Here is an 18,768-nt window from a genome sequence, read left to right on the forward strand (position 1 = left end):
TTATCCCATGAAAGGAATGGCAAAGCCGCGGTTATCAGTCGCCAGGATCTGGAACATGAGCATGGGCTTTTTTGGTATACAATTCGGGTTTGCGTTGCAGAATGGGAATGCTTCCCGTATCCTGCAGACCTATGGTGCGGAGGTGGAACATCTGTCACTCTTCTGGCTGGCGGCCCCGCTGACGGGTATGATAGTACAGCCTGTTATAGGGCATTACAGTGACCGTACGTGGAACCGGCTGGGCCGCAGGAGGCCTTATTTCCTGTTCGGTGCGCTGGCTACTGCGCTGGCGCTGATACTGCTGCCTAATTCATCTATGCTGGCTTACCTGCTTCCGCCTATGCTGATAGGCGCGGGCATGCTTACGCTGATGGATGCTTCTATCAATGTTGCGATGGAACCTTTCCGTGCGCTGGTGGCAGATAACCTGCCGGATGAGCAGCGCAGCCAGGGTTTTTCAGCACAGACATTCCTGATAGGAGCAGGGGCGGTGCTGGGCTCTTCGCTGCCTTACCTGCTGGCTACTTATGGTGGTGTATCCAAAACGGCGGCCCCTGGTGTGGTGCCTGACAATGTGATCTATTCCTTTTATATAGGAGCTGTTGTATTACTGGCTACTATTCTCTGGTCTATTTTTACAAGCAGTGAATATACTCCGGAGGAATTTGAACGCTTCAATCCTGAGCATACTGAGCAAGCGTCTTCTGCCGGACTGGCAGCTATTGTGAAGGACTTTTCTTCTATGCCTGCCGCCATGAAACAGCTGGGGGTAGTGCAGTTCTGTTCATGGTTTGCGCTTTTTTCTATGTGGGTGTTCACCACACCTGCAGTGGCGCAGCATATTTATAAGGTATTGCCGGGCGATACCTCTTCTGCTACGTTTGCTGATGCAGGTAACAGGGTAGGGTTTCTCTTTAGTATTTACAGTGCTGTGTCGGCAATATATGCGCTGATACTGCCTGTTATTGCCAGGAAGACGAGCCGGAAGGCGGCTCATGCCTTTTCCCTGGCCGCAGGTGGGTTGTCACTTATCTCCATTTATTTTATCCGTACGCCGGAACTGCTGTTCCTGCCGATGATAGGGATAGGGCTGGCCTGGGGAAGTATTCTTTCTACGCCGTATGCTATATTGTCCAGCGTGATCCCTTCGCATAAAACAGGTGTATATATGGGGATCTTCAATTTCTTTATCACTTTTCCGCAGATTGTGAATGGTATTTTTGGCGGGCTGATAGTGAAGCATCTGTTCCATGAAAAAGCTATTTATGCGCTTGTAATGGGAGGCGGGTTTATGCTGGCGGCTGCAATTGCTGTATTGTATGTGAAGGACAGGGAGAATAAAAAATCGGAAAAGGAGATGCCGGTGTATAGCATGAGCTAGATGTATAGTTATAAAAAAGAGAAGCCTTCCGGTATTGTGCCGGAGGGCTTCTCTTTTTATTTACCCTACCGGCAGAATAGCATCATCTTCAATATTCAGATGCTCACGATGCCTGAGTGTGTAATCAATTGAGAACTTCACAAAATCATTGAGAGAGATCTTCCTGGAAGCGGCGAATATAGCTGCTTCCCTGTGCAGTGAAGTTGGAATGCGAACATTAAAGCTGCCTTTGTAAGTTTTATCCGGAGCCTTGTTCAATTGTTTGCAGGTTTCGAGATAATCTTCAACAGCTTCTATGAAAGCTTGTTTTAATTCTTTTACAGATACGCCTTCAAATGTGATGAGATCATTGATGCCCACGAGCCTGCCGTGGAATACATCGTCTGCAGCACTTAAGCGTACTGTTGCATAATAACCTTTGTATTCAAGAATATCATTCATCGCTTATAAGTCCTTTACGTTTTAAATGATCGAGTACTTCTTTAATTGCATATTCTTTCATGACCTTTTTGGGATGAGGCTCGTGTAAGATGATAACATTGTTGTTTTCCTCATTGTAGAATTTTCTGCGGGACCCTCCCGTTTTCCCGTTTTTAGTTTCCTCATAATTGAAATAGTTCAGAATGGTTAACAATTCGCTCCATTCAAAGTCCCGTGGAATATCCTGGAACCTTGAGAGCAGCTTCTCAATTTTACTCATGACAGGTTGGTTAACATTTAATGGCTGCGATATTAACACATAACCTCTTAATGAGCAAAATATTAATGAGTGCAACTGAATTATAGTTGCAAAGTTAGGGGGGAGGGAAAATTTCACCAAATTTTTTTTTGGGAATTTTTCACCAGTCTGTTCAATGCATTTAATTCTACACTGTTGTACCGGTAATGATACAATAATGTTGCTGACCCTGTTTTTTTGAATGGTATTCAGGCATGGCTTATTCTTTGTTCTTTTAACTGTGAACTAAAATATGTGATCATGGAAAAGGAAAATAAAAGTAAGACCTCATTTCATAAGGAAGATCTGACAGGTAAGGCTGAGCAGTCAGAAGCTGCGATAGAACAGACAGAGCGGGAAAGGGACAATAAGGGCGTAGAGGAAGTACATCCTGAGCTTACAAAAGAGAAAGAAGGGTTGAAAGAAGCGCCGGAAAGCCTGAAGAATTCAAAATAAATAAAAGCTGTTATTATGCCGGTTGTAAATATAGATAACCGTAATAAGTATGCACTGATCACCGGTGCTACCAGTGGCTTTGGCTATGAGCTGGCAAAATTATTTGCGGCAGATAGTTATAGTCTTGTGCTGGTAGCGAGATCGGAAGATCGTTTGCAGGAGGTGACGAACGAGATCAAGCAGCGGTACAGCGTTGAAGTCACTCCTGTTTCCTGCGATCTTTTTGACCCGGCTTCTCCCCAGTTAATTTACGATGAAGTAAAGGCGAGGGGAATTATTGTTAACTACCTTGTAAATGATGCAGGCCAGGGGGAATGGGGGAGATTTATTGATATAGACCTGAAACGCAGCCTGGATATTATCCAGTTGAACATCTGCTCACTTGTAGCGCTTACCAAGCTCTTTGCAACAGAGATGGCAGCAAGAGGAGAAGGGCGTATACTGCAGCTGAGCTCCGAGGCGGGTAAGGTGCCGATGCCTTTGTTATCTGTCTATGCTGCCACCAAAGCTTTTGTACTTTCTTTCAGTACAGCACTTAGTGAAGAATTGAAGGACTGTGGGGTAACAGTTACCGTATTATTGCCAGGAGCAGCAGATACTGATTTCTTCCATAAGGCCAATGCAGAAAATACTGTTACCTACCGGGAAGAAGAATTGCAAACCCCTGAAGAAGTAGCACGTGATGGCTACGATGCTTTAATGAGCGGTGAGAGCCGGATCATTTCAGGAGGGAAAACAAAGCAACATGTATATATGGCCAATCTAATGAGTGACAGTGCAAATGCGAAGAACATGAAGAAGAAGATGGAACCCTCAACATCTGACGAGGGCCGTTTTTATCCAGAGCATGACGCGTCGAGAAAAGAGCGTGATGCTATTGGCCATGATTCAGGGGATTTAGATGAGAGCGGGCGTTAGCGCCTGCTCTCTTTATAATATGCTATTGCCTGGATAAAGCCTCCGTACCAGGAAGACCGTGCAGCAGGAATATATCTGTGTTTTATAAAGAGCGTTTCCATATCAGGAAGGGAGCTGGCTTCTACATGGCTTACTGCGTGGAAGAAGAGGTACATCATCCGTAGTAATAACCGTTGCCATAAGGGAGCGGTTTTGTTGTATGTGAAGTCTGTGAACAGCCAGTTACCGCCGTTACGCAACAGGTGATCCAGCAGTGTAAAGGTTTGGGCGGCCCTTTCTGCAGAGAAATTGTCAAAGAGGAAGGGAGTGATGATGGTGTTGTATAGTTGTTGGGCAGTAAAGTCTTCAATGGCCAGGTGAATAAACTCTACTTTATTACGGCCGTAGTTCTTTTTGCGGGAAATGTCCAGCATAGCGCCGGATATTTCGATATAGGTGATGTGCAGACCTTCCGGGTATTTTTCAGCGAGTGCTTCCAGTATCCATCCTGTGCCGCCACCGGCAATGAGTATGGTGCTACCTGGTTTTATATGTTCCAGCAGGCTCAGTTGTGCGTTGACCTGGGCACGGCCGAACACCAACCTGCTCATGCGGTCGTAATAAGGCGCTATCTTATCGTAGTTGTTTTTCATTACCTGGCGCTAAAGTAATGAAATTAAAGGGGGAACCGAAGTTCCCCCTATGGCAGGTTGTTACAAGCTACCCATCGCCTTCTTATATCCAGCCTCGTTCACCTTATAAGCTACCTTTGCGTCTATTACCCCGCTATACGCCTGCTGCCATATTGCCTGAGCTTCCTGTACGTCTTTCCCTGTGATGGTACCTGCTTTAAACCTGTCGTTCGCCAGTCTGAGGTTTTCATCAGCCTGTTGCAGGGATAACTGTGAGAGCTCTATGTTTTTGACGGACTGGTTCAGTAGCAGGTATGCCTGTTGTACTTCCAGTCCTATCATTTCTTTTGTTTCATCCAGCTGTTGTTGCTGTGCTGCTATTTTAAGTGATTGCTCACGTACTTTTGCGTTACGTTTTCCCCAGTCGAAGATGGGTACGGATATGCTGGCCAGTCCATACCAGGAGCCCAGGAAGTCCTTGCCGTTGGTGAAATTGGCGCCTTTGCCGGCAGCAGCCAGTCCGCTGGCGCTGAGGCCTATTGTTGGCAGTCTGTCTGCTTTAAGTAGCTTACGTTGCAGTTCTTCTGCTTCGACAGACTTTTGCAGCAATCGTATTTCCGGGCGTTTTTCGGCCGCTTCTGCCAGGTTGCCTGCCTGTACCTCGCTGAAGCTGCCGGTCACGGAATCTGCCAGCTCAAATGTGGTGTTATTGGCATTGCCGATGATCTGTGCGAGGTTTAATCTGGCCATTACCAGTCCGTCCTGTGCTTTGATGATATTCAGCTTAGCTTCATTCAGGCTAACTTCCACGCGCAGGAGATCGTTTTTGTAGATCATACCCGCGTCAAAGGAATTCTGGAGGTCCTGTTGCAATGCCTGCAGCATATCCCTGTACTTATTAGCCAGGATGATCTTTTCATTGACCTGTACTATCTGCCAGTAAGCCTTTTCTACGTTGAGCAGTACTTCAGATGCAGTGAGCTGTTTCTGTTCTTCCCGGATCTCTACTCCTTTTCCGGCAGCTTCTTTGCCTGTACGGATCTTACCGCCTGCATAGATGGGCTGGGAGGCTGTTACTGTGCCACTGGCCACAGCATCGGGTATCATACCATTGAATGCGCCGCCTATTGGTTTTCCCAGGTAAATGCCCAGGAGGGAGGCGTCTATAGATGGATAGGCGTTGGCGTTAGCGGCTTGTAATGCAGCTCTGGAAGCATCTATCCTGTATTGGGCCGCTTTCATTTTCTTGTTCTGTTCCAGTGCCAGCCGGCGGCATTCCGCCAGGGTGAGCACGGGCGACTGCGCTTTTGCGGCGCCCTGCAGCACCAGGGCTGCAAGAACAAAAAACGCTGTTATATATTTTCTGACGATCATTATACTTTCTTTATTAATGAGAATCGGGTGGTCTGAGGCACTAATGTGCGTGAGCCGGTTTGTACTGGATCTCGGTATCTGCATCTTCCGGTACTACATCCGGAGGAGCAGGGCGTACAAACAGGAAGTAAAGCACCGGTACTACAAACAGTGTTAAGATCATAGACACGATCAGTCCGGAAGCCAGCACACTACCGAGGGGCGCCCACAGGGGGGATTTGCCCAGGATCATAGGCACGACGCCTATAGCTGCTGCTGCTGAGGTCAGGAATATCGGACGCATACGGCGTTTGGCTGCCGCCAGTCCTGCTGCCTTGATGGTGTAATGATGGTCACGCACAAGTTCATCTGCATAGTCTACCAGGATGATACCGTTCCGGACCACAATACCTATCAGGCTGATGATGCCCATGAACGCAGTCATGCCCATTGGGTTACCTGTGAGGTAAAGGCCGAGGAAAGCGCCCAGCAAACTAAGCGGGAATGTAGACAGTACGATAAGCGTTTTACCGAATGTCCTGAACTGGAACAGTAATGTGAGCAGGATCAGTATAAGGCTGGTGCCCAGTGCTATGCCCATGCCCGGAGCATTATCGTTGGATGATTCTTCATCGCCACCGTAACTGATGCTGATGCCGGGTGGCAGCCGGAGCTTTTCGATCTGAGGTTTTACGTCTTTCAGGATCTCTGACGCTCTTCTGCCCATCTGGGCCTCAGACAGTACGGTCAGCGTACGGAGGCCGTTCCTGTGTGCTATTACCCCGGTATGCCAGGAAGGAACGATATCTGCCACTTCTTTCAGCTGTACTTTGCCACCATACATATTGCTAAGGTGGAGGTTGCCAAGGTCGTTGAAGTCCCGGCGACTGGCAGTATCGAAACGGAGGAAGATATCTACCGGTTTATCGCCTTCCCAGAGCTGGGATACAGAGAAGCCTTTCAGGCCTGCACCCAGTGTCTGGGTAATGGCCTGGTTGGAAACTCCCAGTCTTGCGGCTACATCTTCTTTTATTTTCAGGGATACGCCGAGGTAATCATCTTCATAGTCTGTGCGTACCCAGTTAGGCCCTTTTGCATTCTGCAGGATGGTCCTGATCTGTTCTGCTACTTTTTTCTGTGCGTTGAGGTCTTCTCCTACTATACGAATAGCTATAGGAGAGCCTTCCTGCATACTGAGCTGGCGAAGGCGGATCTTTCCGTCGGGGATGAAGTGTTCGAAGACGGGCAGGTATTTTTCCACCAGTTCATTCGTTGCATCGCTGCCGGTAGTAATGATAAAGATCTGGGCGTAATTGCGCCTGGGCATTTCAGGTGCGTAGGTAATATTGAAGCGGGGGGAGCTGGTGCCTACAAAGCTGGCTATATTTACTACGCGTTTATCCTTTCTCAGCTCTTCTTCCACGCGTTTTACCACTTTCTCTGTTTCTTCCAGTGATGTTCCGTTAGGCATCCATACTTCTGCATTGAACTGTTTGCTTTCGCTGAGCGGGAAGAACTCCTGGCTTACTTTACCTGCCAGTACTACGGCCAGTATGATGGCGGCTACTGCTATGCTTATAGTTATTTTAGGAAAACGGAATGCCAGTTCTATACCTGCGTTGAAGACGTTCTGTAACCTGTCCAGCAGGCTTTTACGCTGACCGCGTTCACTGATCTTATGTTTAAGTCCCTGTTTGATGAACAGGTAACAGGTATAAGGTGTGAGCAGGAGCGCTACCAGCATGGAAGCGGTAAGCGCTACGGCTACGGTTACGGGGAGTGCGGCTATAAAGTCTTTTGCGATACCGTCCATAAAGAACGCCAGTGGTGCAAAGGCAAAGATGATAGCCAGCGTAGCGGTGAAGATGGGGAGGGATAACTGTTTGGCTGCCTGCCATGCGGCTGTCCACGGAGTGATGTCTTCATCCAGCTTTTCTATATAGTTGTCTACTACCACGATGGCATTATCCACTACCATACCTAACACGATGATCAGGGCTGCCAGTGTTACCTGGTGCAGTTCTATGCCCATGATATTGATGATGCCAAAGGTGATCATGATGGAGATAGGAGCCGCTACAGATGCTACGGCTGCTACGCGGAAGGGGAGGAGCAGCATTACTACCACCACTACAGAGGCAATGGCAAGGCCGAATTCCTTCATGAAGTGGCGGATGCTTTCATCTACTACTTCCGGTTGATTTACGATAATATTCACCTTTACATCGTCCGGGAAGTCTTTTTCTATTTCTTTCAGTTTCTTTTCCACTATCTCGCCGAAGTGTACAATGTTGTTGCCCGGCTGCATTTCGATACCCAGCATCATTACTTTGTCTTCTCCTATGCGGATGAAGGACGATGGTTCTTCATAGCGGCGCTGGAGAGTGGCTACATCTTTCAGCCTGACCACTGTACCGTCAGGACGGGTGTAGATGATCTGCGATGCTATTTCCGCTTCTGTTTTATACTGGCTGCTGGTGAATACGGGAATGGTATTGGAGCTGATGGTCATTTCGCCGGAGTAGGCGGTGATGTTCTGTGCTTTCAGCGTGCGTATAATGGTGGAGAGATCAAAGCCGTACTGTTGTATTTTCTGATCGTCGACAGTAACGTAGAGCTGTTGTTTTTGTCCGCCGGAGCGGTTGATCTTCGATACCTCCGGTATTACTTTCAGTCCGTCTTCCAGTTTATCCAGGTACTTCTCTATTTCTGCGTAGCTGCGTTGGGGAGAAGAGACGGTGATGATCTGTGCTGTTACGTCGCCGAAGTTGCTGTTCACGATGGGGCCTATTACATCTGATGGGATGTTCTGGCGCAGGGTGGCGTTCAGGCCGTGCTGCAGGGTAGCCCAGAATTTTTTACGGTCTTTTACTTCGGTGTGCAGTTCAACGGTGATGAATACCTGTCCGTCTTTTGTTTGCGAGCGGGTCTTTTTTTTATCTACTTCTTCGAAGGAGAACAGGTATTGTTCTATTTTATTTGTTACCTGTTTTTCCATCTGCACTTCGTCGGCGCCGGGGTAGAAGGCATAGACCATGGCTACCGGCATATCTATCTTCGGGTTCTCTGCCCGGGGCATGTTGCGTAGCGAGTAATAGCCCAGCAGCATGAGCAGCAGCACAACAACAATGGTGACCTGCTTATACTTCATGGCAGCTTCGATGAAGCTTATTTTTCTTTTTTTCATTATTGCAATGTTGTGTGGAGGTAATAAGTTAGAAGCTGATGGCGCTGCCGTCCTTTAGTTGGGTCTGTCCTGCGGTGATCAGTTTATCTCCTTCGTTCAGTCCTTCTGTGATCACTACCTGGCTGGCGCCTGTCAGTCTGCCGGTGCTGATACGTTTGCGTATAGCTTTATTTTCTCCGTTGGCTACAAATACATAGGTGAGATCGTCAGCGTCTCTTACTACGGCAGTTGCCGGAATGGCGATGGCTGCCTGCTGGCGGCCGGTGACAATGCTGATATCTGTCAGCATACCTGGCAGCAAGCGGTTAGTACTGTTATCCAGTTTTATTTTTACGATGTATGTGCGGGAAACGGCATCGGCCTGTGGGTTGATGATAGATACTTTACCTGTGATAGTATCGTTGAGGGTAGGTACAAATACTTTGGCCACAGTGCCTGGCTGTAATGCGCCGATCTCACTTTCCGGAACGGACATACGTGCATATACCAGATCTGTTTTAATGATGGTGAAGGCTGGTATACCGGGAGCGGCTGTGCTGCCTTTCTCTATCTTTTTTTCGGTGATGATGCCGGTAATGGGAGCATACAGGCGGCTGTCTGCAATATGTTTTGCGTTGATGCTTTTGTTGGCCTTTGCCTGTGCCAGTTTAGTCTTTATATCTATATAGTCTTTTGCGGGCAGGCTTCCTTTTTCATATAGTCCGTTGAGGCGTGCATAGAGGTCTTCCGCCTGTTCCAGCCCGGCGTTGGCGATAGCCAGTGCGTTGCTGTATTCAGTAGCGTCTATGGTTGCCAGCAGTTGACCTTGTTTTACAAGTTGTCCTTCCTGAACATATATTCCGTTAATGATGCCGGATACTGCAAACCCAACCTGTGCGGTGTTGTCTGGTTCGATAGTGCCGGAGTAACTGAATATCTGCGGCATGTCATTACGCTGTATGGTGGAAATGCTGACTTTTACGGGGACCTGTGATGTTTGCTTTTCTTCTTTATGGCCGCAACTACTACAGAAGGCGATCAGAAAAATAAGTGAAGCTGGTCTCAAAATCACTGACATAAGCTTAAAGTTTGTAGGATTTAAATTGTCAATAAATGAATGCATAAAATGGTAGCGCAAAGATGGTTGTATCTGAGCAGCGGGAGAAGGTTGATAAATCGGTATAATTGGTCAGAAAGTCGGTTTGATGAAAAGGGAAAAGGCCACGACAAGAATGCCCGGCCCATTGGTTAAACCTACAACTGTTACACTGTTAAGTAACAAATGTTTTTATAGAATATGGATTATTAAGGAATGATCTTATTATTTATCCTGTAGTCTTTAGGAGAAAGTCCTGTATGTCTTTTAAAGAATTTTCCGAAAAAAGACTGGTCGCTGAAATTCAGGGATTCCGCTACCTGTGCAATGCTTAGCCTGGGATTGTCCAGCAGCAGCTTTGCTTCAACTATGACAAAGCTATCTATCATTTCACCGGCGCTTTTTCCTGTTATCTCTTTTACAGTTTCTGTAAGGTATTTGGGTGATACATATAGCTGTTCTGCATACTGGGTTACATTTCGTTGGTGCGTAAACTGCAGTTGTACCAGGTTGGTGAAACTGATGACCAGTGATTCCTTACGTGGTGACAGCTGTGTGTCCTGTTTTGTATAGCGTTGTGCCAATGCTGCCAGTTCATACATTACTATGTAAAAGGAATGATAAACAAGTTCTTTCCCGAAGGGGTGAGCGATTGCTGCATCTGTTCTGTTTTCCAGTTCTGCAAAAAGCTGTACCATCATCTTCGCATCTTTCTGGCTCAGCGACCATAATGGTGAGTGCTTGCTGGAGAAATAATCCATGATCTCCATAAAATTGTCCGGAAAACGTTGTTTGGACAGGAAATCTGGTGTGAAGGTCAGTGCTGCTATACGGGAGGATGGTTTGGCAGAAATAAATTGTTTAAGTGTATGTGCTGTGATGAATAAGAGGTCGTTTGTTACGAGGTTATAATCTTTCAGATTCAGCCTGAATTCCATATTCCCTTCCATGACAAGTAAAATACAGAGAAAGTCACTACGGAAGTTGTCTTTCAGGTCATCGGATTCCAGGACCTGGATGTTTGTGCCTACGGCAAACCCTTCGAAGGATGGTTTCAAATCAACCTCCTTCATCAGCATGAAATCTTCATGCTTAAAATATTTTCCCTGTGTTTTTCTCGCAGACATACTTACAATCATTTGCGGGATCAGCAGATTTATTGAATATAGCGTTAAAGTGTTGATCCTGATTGATTACAAATGTAAAGATCAGCTGATTATGGTTAATACCAAAGGTTGATAAGTCGGCAACATTGGTCAGAAAGTCGGTTTTAGTGGTCGGACAGGATAACCTGGACTTTCCCGGCTTTTCCCTTTGAGGCCAGCAGCAGTAAGGGGAGGGAGCAGAGGAAGACAAGCCCTATCAGCAGGTAGGCATCGTCAAAGCTGAGCAGGTTGGACTGCCGGGTTATCCCTGCATCTATCAATCCCAGGGCTTTTTTCTTTGCGTCCAGTATTGTGGCGCCTTTGGCGGCAAAGTACTGGGTATAGTCTGCCAGTCGCCGGGTGGCTATGGGATTATCCGGGGTGATATTGGCTACGAGGTCTGAGCGGTGGACGGCGTTCCGCTGGGCGAGGTAGGTATTTACGATAGCTACGCCGAAAGAGCCACCCAGCTGCCGCATCATATTGTTGAGGGCTGCCCCCTGGGGGATGTCCTGGGGAGAGAGGGAGGATACTCCGAGGGCTGTCAGCGGCACTGTTACCATTGCCAGTCCTACGCCTCTCCAGATCAGTGAAGTGGTCAGGTCTGAGGCGCCGGCGTCGAGATTGTACCCGGACATTTGCCAGCTGAAGAGCACAAACAGCAGCATACCTGTGGTAATGATCACTACCGGCGATACTCCCCGTTGCAGGAGGCGGGCGGAGATGATCAGGCCACCGATGGCCAGTATGGCCCCTGGTAGTAGCAGTAATCCTGTCTGGGTGGGAGTGAAGTTCAGCAGTCTTTGTGCAAATACGGGCGTGAGGAAAACGGAGCTGAAGAGGCCTACGCCGGAAACGAAGGTAAGTATGGCTGCGAGGCTGAGGTTCCGGTTTTTCAGTACCCGGAGGTTTACGGCCGGGGTGGAGGTGGTCAGTTCCCACCAGATGAAGAGCAGTAAGCCAAAGAAGGCTGTTACACTGAGTGCTACGATGTATCCGGCCTCGAACCAGTCGTCAGCTTCCCCTCTTTCCAGTACTGTTTGCAGGGATCCGATGCCTATTGCCAGCAGGAAGATGCCTGGCCAGTCTATCCGGGCGCTCTTTGGTTTATCTGCCGGTTCCGGTAACAATATGTAACAGAGAAAGGCTACAATGATGCCGATGGGTACGTTGATGTAAAAGATCCAGGGCCAGGAGTAGTTCTCTGTGATGAAGCCGCCTAATGTGGGGCCTATTGTGGGACCGACAAATACGCCAATACCGAAAAGGGCGCTGGCGGCCGCCTGTTTTTCTTTAGGGAATAATTCAAATACTATGACCTGGGAGATGGAGAGCAATGCTCCTCCGCCAATGCCCTGCAGGAAGCGGAAGACTACCAGTGTCCAGATGTTTGTGGCTTGTCCGCACATCAGTGAAAAGAAGGTGAATGCCACGACGGAGCCGATATAGTAGTTACGGCGGCCCAGTTTATTGGCCAGGAAGCTGGTAAGCGGGATGATGATCACGTTGGCAATGGCATAGGCTGTGATGACCCAGGAGGTATCTTCCAGTGTAGCGCCGAGGTTACCGCTCATGTGCGACAGAGCTACGTTGACGATGGAAGTATCGATCAGTTCCATTATTGCGGCAGCAATAACGGTTATCAGCAAGAGTGTTCTTTTCATGACAGAGAAATAAAAGGCGATCATTATTATACCGACCGGTATAATAATGATCGAAAAAATAGTGCTTCTTATTCGTTGGTGTTAAGAACTTTCAGGGCGTCTGCAGGGGAGGAGAGGAAGAGTTGATAGAATGCTGCGGTGTCTCCTACATGTATTTCGTAATGGTCTTTTTCCAGAGCGTTTACTAACTCATCGGCTACTGCGGATGGCGGGATGCCTTTGCTGCCGCCTATTGCCTGGGAGAAATCTGTGTTCACCAGTGGGGGCATCAGTTCAAATACTTTCACGGATGTGTTGGAGAGTGTAAAGCGTAATGCCTGTGTGTAGGAGTGTAATGCCGCTTTGCTGGCGGAATAACCTGGCAGTACGTGGTTTGGAACAAAAGATACGATAGAGGAAACATTCACGATAGCGGCTTCCTGCTGTTTTTCCAGCAGGGGAAGGAGAAGCTCATTCAGCCTGATGATGGAAAGATAGTTTGTATGTATTTCTCCGGCTGCTTTTTCAAATGCGCCGGTCCTTTCTGCCAGGTTGTGAATGGCTGCGGCCCCTGCGTTGTTGATGACCAGATTCAGTGAAGGAAAGTCTTTATTCAGCGTTGCTACGAGGGAGCGTACATCTTCTTCTTTTGAAACATCGGATACTATAGCGGTTACATTTTTCAGTTGTGCTGCTGCTTTTTGTAAACGTTCAGTGTTCCTGCCGGTAATGATGACATGATTACCTTTTTCTGTGAGTTGTTTTGCTATTTCGTAGCCGATACCTGCGCTGCCGCCTGTTACCAGGACAGTATTGTTACTTGTTTTCATTTTATTTCTGTTTTTAATTATTATACCGATCGGTATATTTATGGTCAAAAAAATAGTTATAATGCGTCTATATATTTTCTTGCTGCTTCCATTACGCTTCTGCCATAGCTGAATTTTCCTGTGACCATGCTGACCATGATGGCGCCTTCTGTCATGGAGATGAGTGTGAGGGCTACCTGTTCAGGATCAGTATTGGCGGAGATCTCTTTGTTATGGATGCCTTCTTTCAGGAGCTCTGTTACTTTTTTCTTCCAGTTTTCGATAGCATCGGCCACCCGTTCTTTTAACCGGGGATGGGTATCGTCTGCTTCTGTTGCTGTGTTGAGAATGGGGCATCCTCCTATGGGCATTTTGGCCAGTATTGCCTGGTCGAAAATGTAGGTGCGTACTTTCAGCTTCTCTTTTATGGAAGAGAGCTTATCCATTTGTTCCTTCTTTATTGCATTGAGTTTGGCCAGGTTATAGTCAAAACAGGCCAGCGCCACTTCATCTTTATTGCTGAAATTACCGTAGATGCTGCCTTTGGTCAGGCCGGTAGCCTCTGTCATGTCTGTGAGGGAAGTGCCGGCGTATCCTTTCGTATTAAAGATAGGCGCCGTCTTCTCTATAATAAACTGCCTTGTCTTTTCTGCCTTGCTCATAACACTTTCATTAAGACAGAACAAAAATATACCGATTGGTATTATTTACCAAATATTTTTTCCGGAACATAGTTGCAATCTTTTCCCTTCGAAAAAAAAGCATAATCCTTTACCTTTACGCCGGTAAATGAAAATATTCACTTTCATACTATCCATTTACGTACTGCTTATAACAGTCATTCCCTGCTGCAGCTTTGATAACTGTGCGGCAGATCAGCCTGTATCCAGGCATGAAGAGCCTAAGGGCGTCTGCTCTCCGTTTTTCAGTTGTCATAACTGCTCTGTGCCTGTGGTGCTGGAGAAAACGGTGCAGGTAGAGCCAGCGACAGAAACAACATCTCCGCGATACAGGGAATATATAGAGACCTACCTTCCCGGCTACACTGCTACGTGCTGGAACCCTCCCAAAGCCTGATCCGGCATCAGAAAATCTTTATTTTAAATTTAATTCAACCGCATGCTCGATAAAATTATCCGTTTTTCCATCCGGAATAAACTGATTATAGTCTTATTTGTCATCGGGCTGATCGGATGGGGGGCCTGGTCTGTTACCCGGCTTCCTATAGACGCGTTGCCCGATATCACGAACAACCAGGTGCAGATCGTTACTACTGCACCATCCCAGGCCGCACAGGATATAGAGCGGCTGGTAACTTTCCCGGTAGAGCAATCTGTTGCTACTATTCCGGGCATCACTGAGGTGCGCTCTTTTTCCCGTTTCGGATTGAGTGTGGTCACTGTTGTATTCAGTGAAGAAACAGATGTTTACTGGGCCCGGCAGCAGGTCAACGAACGGTTGTTACTCGTAAAGGGCCAGATACCTCCGGGTATTGGCGGCCCGGAGCTGGCGCCTGTCACTACCGGCCTGGGGGAGATCTACCAGTATGTGGTACATACCAAACCCGGCTACGAGAAGAAATACAATGCCATGGAGCTGAGAAGCATCCAGGACTGGATTATCCGCCGGCAGTTACTGGGAGTGGAGGGGGTAGCAGATGTAAGCAGTTTTGGGGGATATCTCAAGCAATATGAAATAGCGCTGGACCCGGAAAAGCTGCGTAGTATGAACCTCAGCATCACAGAGGTATTTACGGCGCTGGAGAAGAATAACCAGAACACCGGCGGAGCTTATATAGACAGAAGGCCTAACGCATGGTTTATACGTAGTGAGGGGCTTATAAACAGCCTGGATGATATAGGCAACATTGTTGTCAGGACAGGCAGTAATGGCATTCCGGTACTGATCAGCAATATTGGTAAAGTGGGTTTCGGCAATGCTATCCGCTATGGTGCAATGACCCGTAATACAGAAGGGGAAAGGGTAGGAGCTATTGTGATGATGCTGAAAGGCGCTAATTCATCTGCCGTGATAAGGAATGTAAAGGAACGTATCCGGCAGATAGAGGGGATGTTGCCGGAAGGGGTACTGATAGAGCCTTTCCTGGACAGGACCAAGCTGGTTAAGAATGCTGTGGAGACGGTAACCCGTAACCTGGCAGAGGGTGCGCTGATAGTGATCTTTGTACTGGTGTTATTGTTAGGCAACCTTCGCGCGGGCCTGATAGTGGCTTCCGTTATTCCGCTGGCCATGCTTTTTGCTGTTTGTATGATGCGGCTGTTCAATGTATCAGGTAACCTGATGAGCCTTGGAGCCATTGACTTTGGCCTGATCGTGGATGGCGCCGTTATTATTGTGGAAGCCACCATGCATCACCTGGGGTTGCGCAATCCGGGTAACAGGCTTACACAGGCAGAAATGGATGAAGAAGTATATACCTCTGCCAGCCGTATAAGAACTTCAGCTGCCTTCGGGGAAATGATCATATTGATCGTTTATCTGCCCATTCTGGCCCTTGCCGGGGTAGAAGGCAAGATGTTCCGCCCGATGGCGCAGACCGTGGCATTTGCCATCTCAGGGGCATTTATTCTTTCGCTTACTTATGTACCGATGATGAGTGCATTGTTCCTGAGTAAGCAGATGAGTCACCGGCGTACATGGTCTGACAGGATCATGGATGTATTACACCGTATATATGCCAGGGCATTGAATGTTGCTTTGCGGTTTAAAAGGACAGTGGTGCTGGGGTCTGTATTATTGCTGGCGGGTGGGTTATTTCTCTTTTCTACATTGGGAGCGGAGTTCATTCCATCGCTCGATGAAGGCGACTTTGCCGTTGAAACACGCCTTCTTACCGGCAGCAGCCTGAGTGAAACGATAGATATTGCCAATAAGGCCGCGGGAATAATGCTGAAGGAGTTTCCTGATGAAGTAAAGGAAGTAGTAGGAAAGATAGGTAGTGGTGAGATACCTACAGACCCTATGCCGGTAGAAGCCTGTGATCTTATTGTCAGCCTGAAAGACCGCTCGGAATGGACAAAGGCGACAGACAAAGATGAACTGGCGGAGAAGATGACAAAGGCGCTGGAGGATATTCCCGGGGTTACTTTCGGCTTCCAGCAACCTATACAGATGCGTTTTAATGAGCTGATGACAGGTGCGCGCCAGGACGTAGTGGTAAAGGTGTATGGGGAAGACCTGGACAAACTGGCGGAGTACGCTCACCGTATAGGCGGGATAGTTGGTACTATCAAGGGGGCGAGTGACCTGTACATTGAGCAGATGACAGGTTTGCCGCAGATCATTGTACAATATCACCGTGACCAGATCGCGAAATTCGGCCTGAATATAGAAGACATCAATACTGTGATCAATACGGCGTTTGCCGGTCAGCAGGCAGGTATAGTATACGAAGGAGAGAAGCGCTTTGACCTGGTAGTACGGCTGGACCAGCAGCACCGGCAGCAGGTAGAGGATGTGGAAGGGTTATATATCACCGCGCCTAATGGCAACCAGGTGCCGCTTACACAGGTGGCAGATGTGAGCCTGAAGACGGGCCCTAACCAGATACAGCGGGATGATGCCAAACGCCGTATTACCATTGGCTTTAACGTGCGTGGGCGGGATGTGGAAAGTATGGTCAATGAATTGCAGCAGAAGATTGACCGTAAGATGAAGATGGCCCCCGGGTATCATGTTACCTATGGTGGTGCTTTCCAGAACCTGCAGGAGGCCAGGTCAAGGTTGAAGATAGCTGTTCCTGTAGCTTTACTGCTCATCTTTGTATTATTATATTTCTCATTCGGCTCTGTTAAGCAGGGGCTTATCATCTATACCGCCATCCCGCTATCTGCTGTGGGAGGTATTGTTGCATTGTGGTTAAGAGGAATGCCTTTCAGTATTTCGGCGGCAGTAGGGTTTATTGCCCTATTTGGAGTAGCAGTGTTAAATGGTATAGTGCTGATAGCGGAATTTAACCGTTTACGGAAAGAAGAAGGGTTGACCGATCTGACGGAGATAGTGCTGAAAGGTACTTATACCCGTTTGCGCCCTGTTATTATGACGGCTACTGTGGCATCCCTGGGCTTCCTGCCTATGGCGCTTTCGCAGGGCAGCGGGGCGGAAGTGCAGAAGCCACTGGCTACAGTAGTGATAGGCGGACTGATCACGGCCACTTTACTGACCCTGCTGGTACTGCCCTGTATCTATATTCTTTCAGAAAAGATCACTTTCAGGAATCGTATGTCTAAAACACTGATCATTACAATTCTGCTGGCAGGCGTTTCTATGAGTAGTTATGCCCAGCAGCCGCTATCGCTGGAAGGTGTTATACAACAGGCCCTGCAGCAGAATAAAAGTGTGCAGGCGGCAGGAGCGGAGGTGGATTATTACCGTCAGCTGAGAAGAACGGCGGGTGAGTTGCCCAAGACAGATCTCAGCCTGATGTACGGGCAATACAACAGTTATGTAAAGAACGATAATAATCTTACCGTTACACAGAAAATACCTTTTCCTACGGTGTTCGGTACGCGGGCTTCTCTTTATGATGCGCAGCTGGAGGGGAGCCGTTTGCAACAGGCTGTAACGAAACATGAGCTGGTATATGAGGTGAAGCAGCATTGGTACCAGTTGCAGTACCTTTATGCCTATCAGCAGCTGTTATTAGAGCAGGACAGTATCTACCAGCGGTTCTCAAAGGCGGCGGACCTGAAGTTCCGCACCGGGGAAACGGGATTGCTGGAGAAGACCTCCGCTGCTACGCGGCTGGCGGAGATACAGCATCTTTACCGGCAGAGCGGATCGGAAGAGCAGGTATTGCTGGCCGGGCTGCAAAGCCTGACGGGGACCCCTGTCCAGGTCATGAAAGAGCCGTTATTACCCCTGGATGCTCCTGTGCTGATAGATTCTTCGGCACTTCAGCAATTCCCGGCCTTGCAATGGCAGCGGCAGCAGGTAGTGATCCAGGAGAAACAGAAGAAGCTGGAAGCCAGCAGCCTGTTGCCTGATCTTTCTATCGGATATTTTAACCAGTCGTTGACGGGTACGGCGCTGAACAGTAGCGGAACTCCCCTGGCGAAAACGGACGATCGCTTCCAGGGCTGGCATGTTGGTGTATCTGTGCCTCTCTGGTTCGGGCCTTTTAATGCCCGGGTAAAGGCGGCAGAGCAAAAGCGTAAACAGGCGGACCTTAGCTGGCAGCAGGCAGGAGTGATGTTGAATAGCCGCTGGCAGCAGGCGCGCGCCCAGTTTGCCCGTTATAAGAGCAGCCTGGATTATTATACGGAAACGGCTATGCCTAATGCTGTTCTGATAGAGAAACAGGCGCAGCTGGGATATGAGAAGGGCGATATCAGTTATACGGCTTATATCCTGAGCCTGCAGGAAGTATTCAGCATTCGCCAGGCATATTTACAGACCATCCGGGAATATAACAATGCGGTACTGCTGCTTCAACTGCTCAGTACACACTAA

15 protein-coding genes are annotated in these 18,768 nt (G+C 48.1%); 5 read left to right on the top strand and 10 right to left on the bottom strand.

Going from position 1 to position 18,768, the window contains the following annotated elements; translation table 11 throughout:
- The first annotated feature begins 7 nt into the window (after nucleotides 1–7).
- A complete protein-coding gene (locus GO493_RS09770) occupies nucleotides 8–1,381 on the top strand; it encodes an MFS transporter (protein ID WP_157305966.1) in 1,374 nt (457 codons plus the stop codon).
- Between the two features lie 60 nt (nucleotides 1,382–1,441).
- Here GO493_RS09770 and GO493_RS09775 read toward each other — a convergent pair whose 3' ends face one another.
- Both GO493_RS09775 and GO493_RS09780 read right to left on the bottom strand, forming a co-directional pair.
- Nucleotides 1,442–1,822, bottom strand: a complete 381-nt coding sequence (locus GO493_RS09775) for a type II toxin-antitoxin system HicB family antitoxin (RefSeq protein ID WP_157305967.1) — start codon at nucleotides 1,820–1,822, stop codon at nucleotides 1,442–1,444.
- Complete coding sequence (locus tag GO493_RS09780; RefSeq protein ID WP_157305968.1) at nucleotides 1,815–2,081, bottom strand: type II toxin-antitoxin system HicA family toxin; 267 nt, start codon at nucleotides 2,079–2,081, stop codon at nucleotides 1,815–1,817. The genes GO493_RS09775 and GO493_RS09780 overlap by 8 nt, the downstream gene beginning before the upstream one ends.
- A 279-nt stretch (nucleotides 2,082–2,360) precedes the next feature.
- Here GO493_RS09780 and GO493_RS09785 point away from each other — a divergent pair, with 279 nt between their 5' ends.
- Both GO493_RS09785 and GO493_RS09790 read left to right on the top strand, forming a co-directional pair.
- A complete protein-coding gene (locus tag GO493_RS09785) occupies nucleotides 2,361–2,555 on the top strand; it encodes a hypothetical protein (protein WP_157305969.1) in 195 nt (64 codons plus the stop codon).
- 15 nt (nucleotides 2,556–2,570) lie between these two features.
- The gene (locus tag GO493_RS09790) at nucleotides 2,571–3,473 is read left to right on the top strand and encodes an SDR family NAD(P)-dependent oxidoreductase (protein ID WP_157305970.1); all 903 of its coding nucleotides are present in this window, start codon (nucleotides 2,571–2,573) and stop codon (nucleotides 3,471–3,473) included.
- Here GO493_RS09790 and GO493_RS09795 read toward each other — a convergent pair.
- The 8 genes from GO493_RS09795 to GO493_RS09830 form a co-directional block, all read right to left on the bottom strand.
- The gene (locus GO493_RS09795; protein WP_157305971.1) at nucleotides 3,470–4,105 is read right to left on the bottom strand and encodes a class I SAM-dependent methyltransferase; all 636 of its coding nucleotides are present in this window, start codon (nucleotides 4,103–4,105) and stop codon (nucleotides 3,470–3,472) included. The genes GO493_RS09790 and GO493_RS09795 overlap by 4 nt on opposite strands.
- A 60-nt stretch (nucleotides 4,106–4,165) precedes the next feature.
- A complete protein-coding gene (locus tag GO493_RS09800) occupies nucleotides 4,166–5,458 on the bottom strand; it encodes a TolC family protein (RefSeq protein ID WP_198315664.1) in 1,293 nt (430 codons plus the stop codon).
- A 40-nt stretch (nucleotides 5,459–5,498) separates the two neighbouring features.
- Entirely contained in the window at nucleotides 5,499–8,624 is a 3,126-nt protein-coding gene (locus GO493_RS09805; protein ID WP_198315665.1) for an efflux RND transporter permease subunit, read from the bottom strand.
- Between the two features lie 28 nt (nucleotides 8,625–8,652).
- Entirely contained in the window at nucleotides 8,653–9,681 is a 1,029-nt protein-coding gene (locus tag GO493_RS09810) for an efflux RND transporter periplasmic adaptor subunit (protein WP_157305973.1), read from the bottom strand.
- 227 nt (nucleotides 9,682–9,908) lie between these two features.
- Nucleotides 9,909–10,826: an AraC family transcriptional regulator gene (locus GO493_RS09815; RefSeq protein WP_157305974.1), complete on the bottom strand. Its 918-nt coding sequence runs from the start codon at nucleotides 10,824–10,826 to the stop codon at nucleotides 9,909–9,911.
- A 143-nt stretch (nucleotides 10,827–10,969) separates the two neighbouring features.
- The gene (locus tag GO493_RS09820) at nucleotides 10,970–12,508 is read right to left on the bottom strand and encodes a DHA2 family efflux MFS transporter permease subunit (RefSeq protein WP_157305975.1); all 1,539 of its coding nucleotides are present in this window, start codon (nucleotides 12,506–12,508) and stop codon (nucleotides 10,970–10,972) included.
- A gap of 68 nt (nucleotides 12,509–12,576) precedes the next feature.
- On the bottom strand, nucleotides 12,577–13,317 hold the full coding sequence (locus GO493_RS09825; RefSeq protein WP_157305976.1) for an SDR family oxidoreductase: 741 nt from the start codon (nucleotides 13,315–13,317) through the stop codon (nucleotides 12,577–12,579).
- Between the two features lie 56 nt (nucleotides 13,318–13,373).
- Entirely contained in the window at nucleotides 13,374–13,958 is a 585-nt protein-coding gene (locus tag GO493_RS09830; RefSeq protein WP_157305977.1) for a TetR/AcrR family transcriptional regulator, read from the bottom strand.
- A gap of 127 nt (nucleotides 13,959–14,085) precedes the next feature.
- On the opposite strand from GO493_RS09830, the gene GO493_RS09835 reads away from it, so the two are divergent.
- Nucleotides 14,086–14,373, top strand: a complete 288-nt coding sequence (locus GO493_RS09835; RefSeq protein WP_157305978.1) for a DUF6660 family protein — start codon at nucleotides 14,086–14,088, stop codon at nucleotides 14,371–14,373.
- Nucleotides 14,374–14,415: 42 nt separating this feature from the next.
- On the top strand, nucleotides 14,416–18,768 hold the full coding sequence (locus GO493_RS09840) for a CusA/CzcA family heavy metal efflux RND transporter (RefSeq protein WP_157305979.1): 4,353 nt from the start codon (nucleotides 14,416–14,418) through the stop codon (nucleotides 18,766–18,768).

Source organism: Chitinophaga tropicalis, assembly GCF_009758205.1.
Classification (GTDB): domain Bacteria; phylum Bacteroidota; class Bacteroidia; order Chitinophagales; family Chitinophagaceae; genus Chitinophaga; species Chitinophaga tropicalis.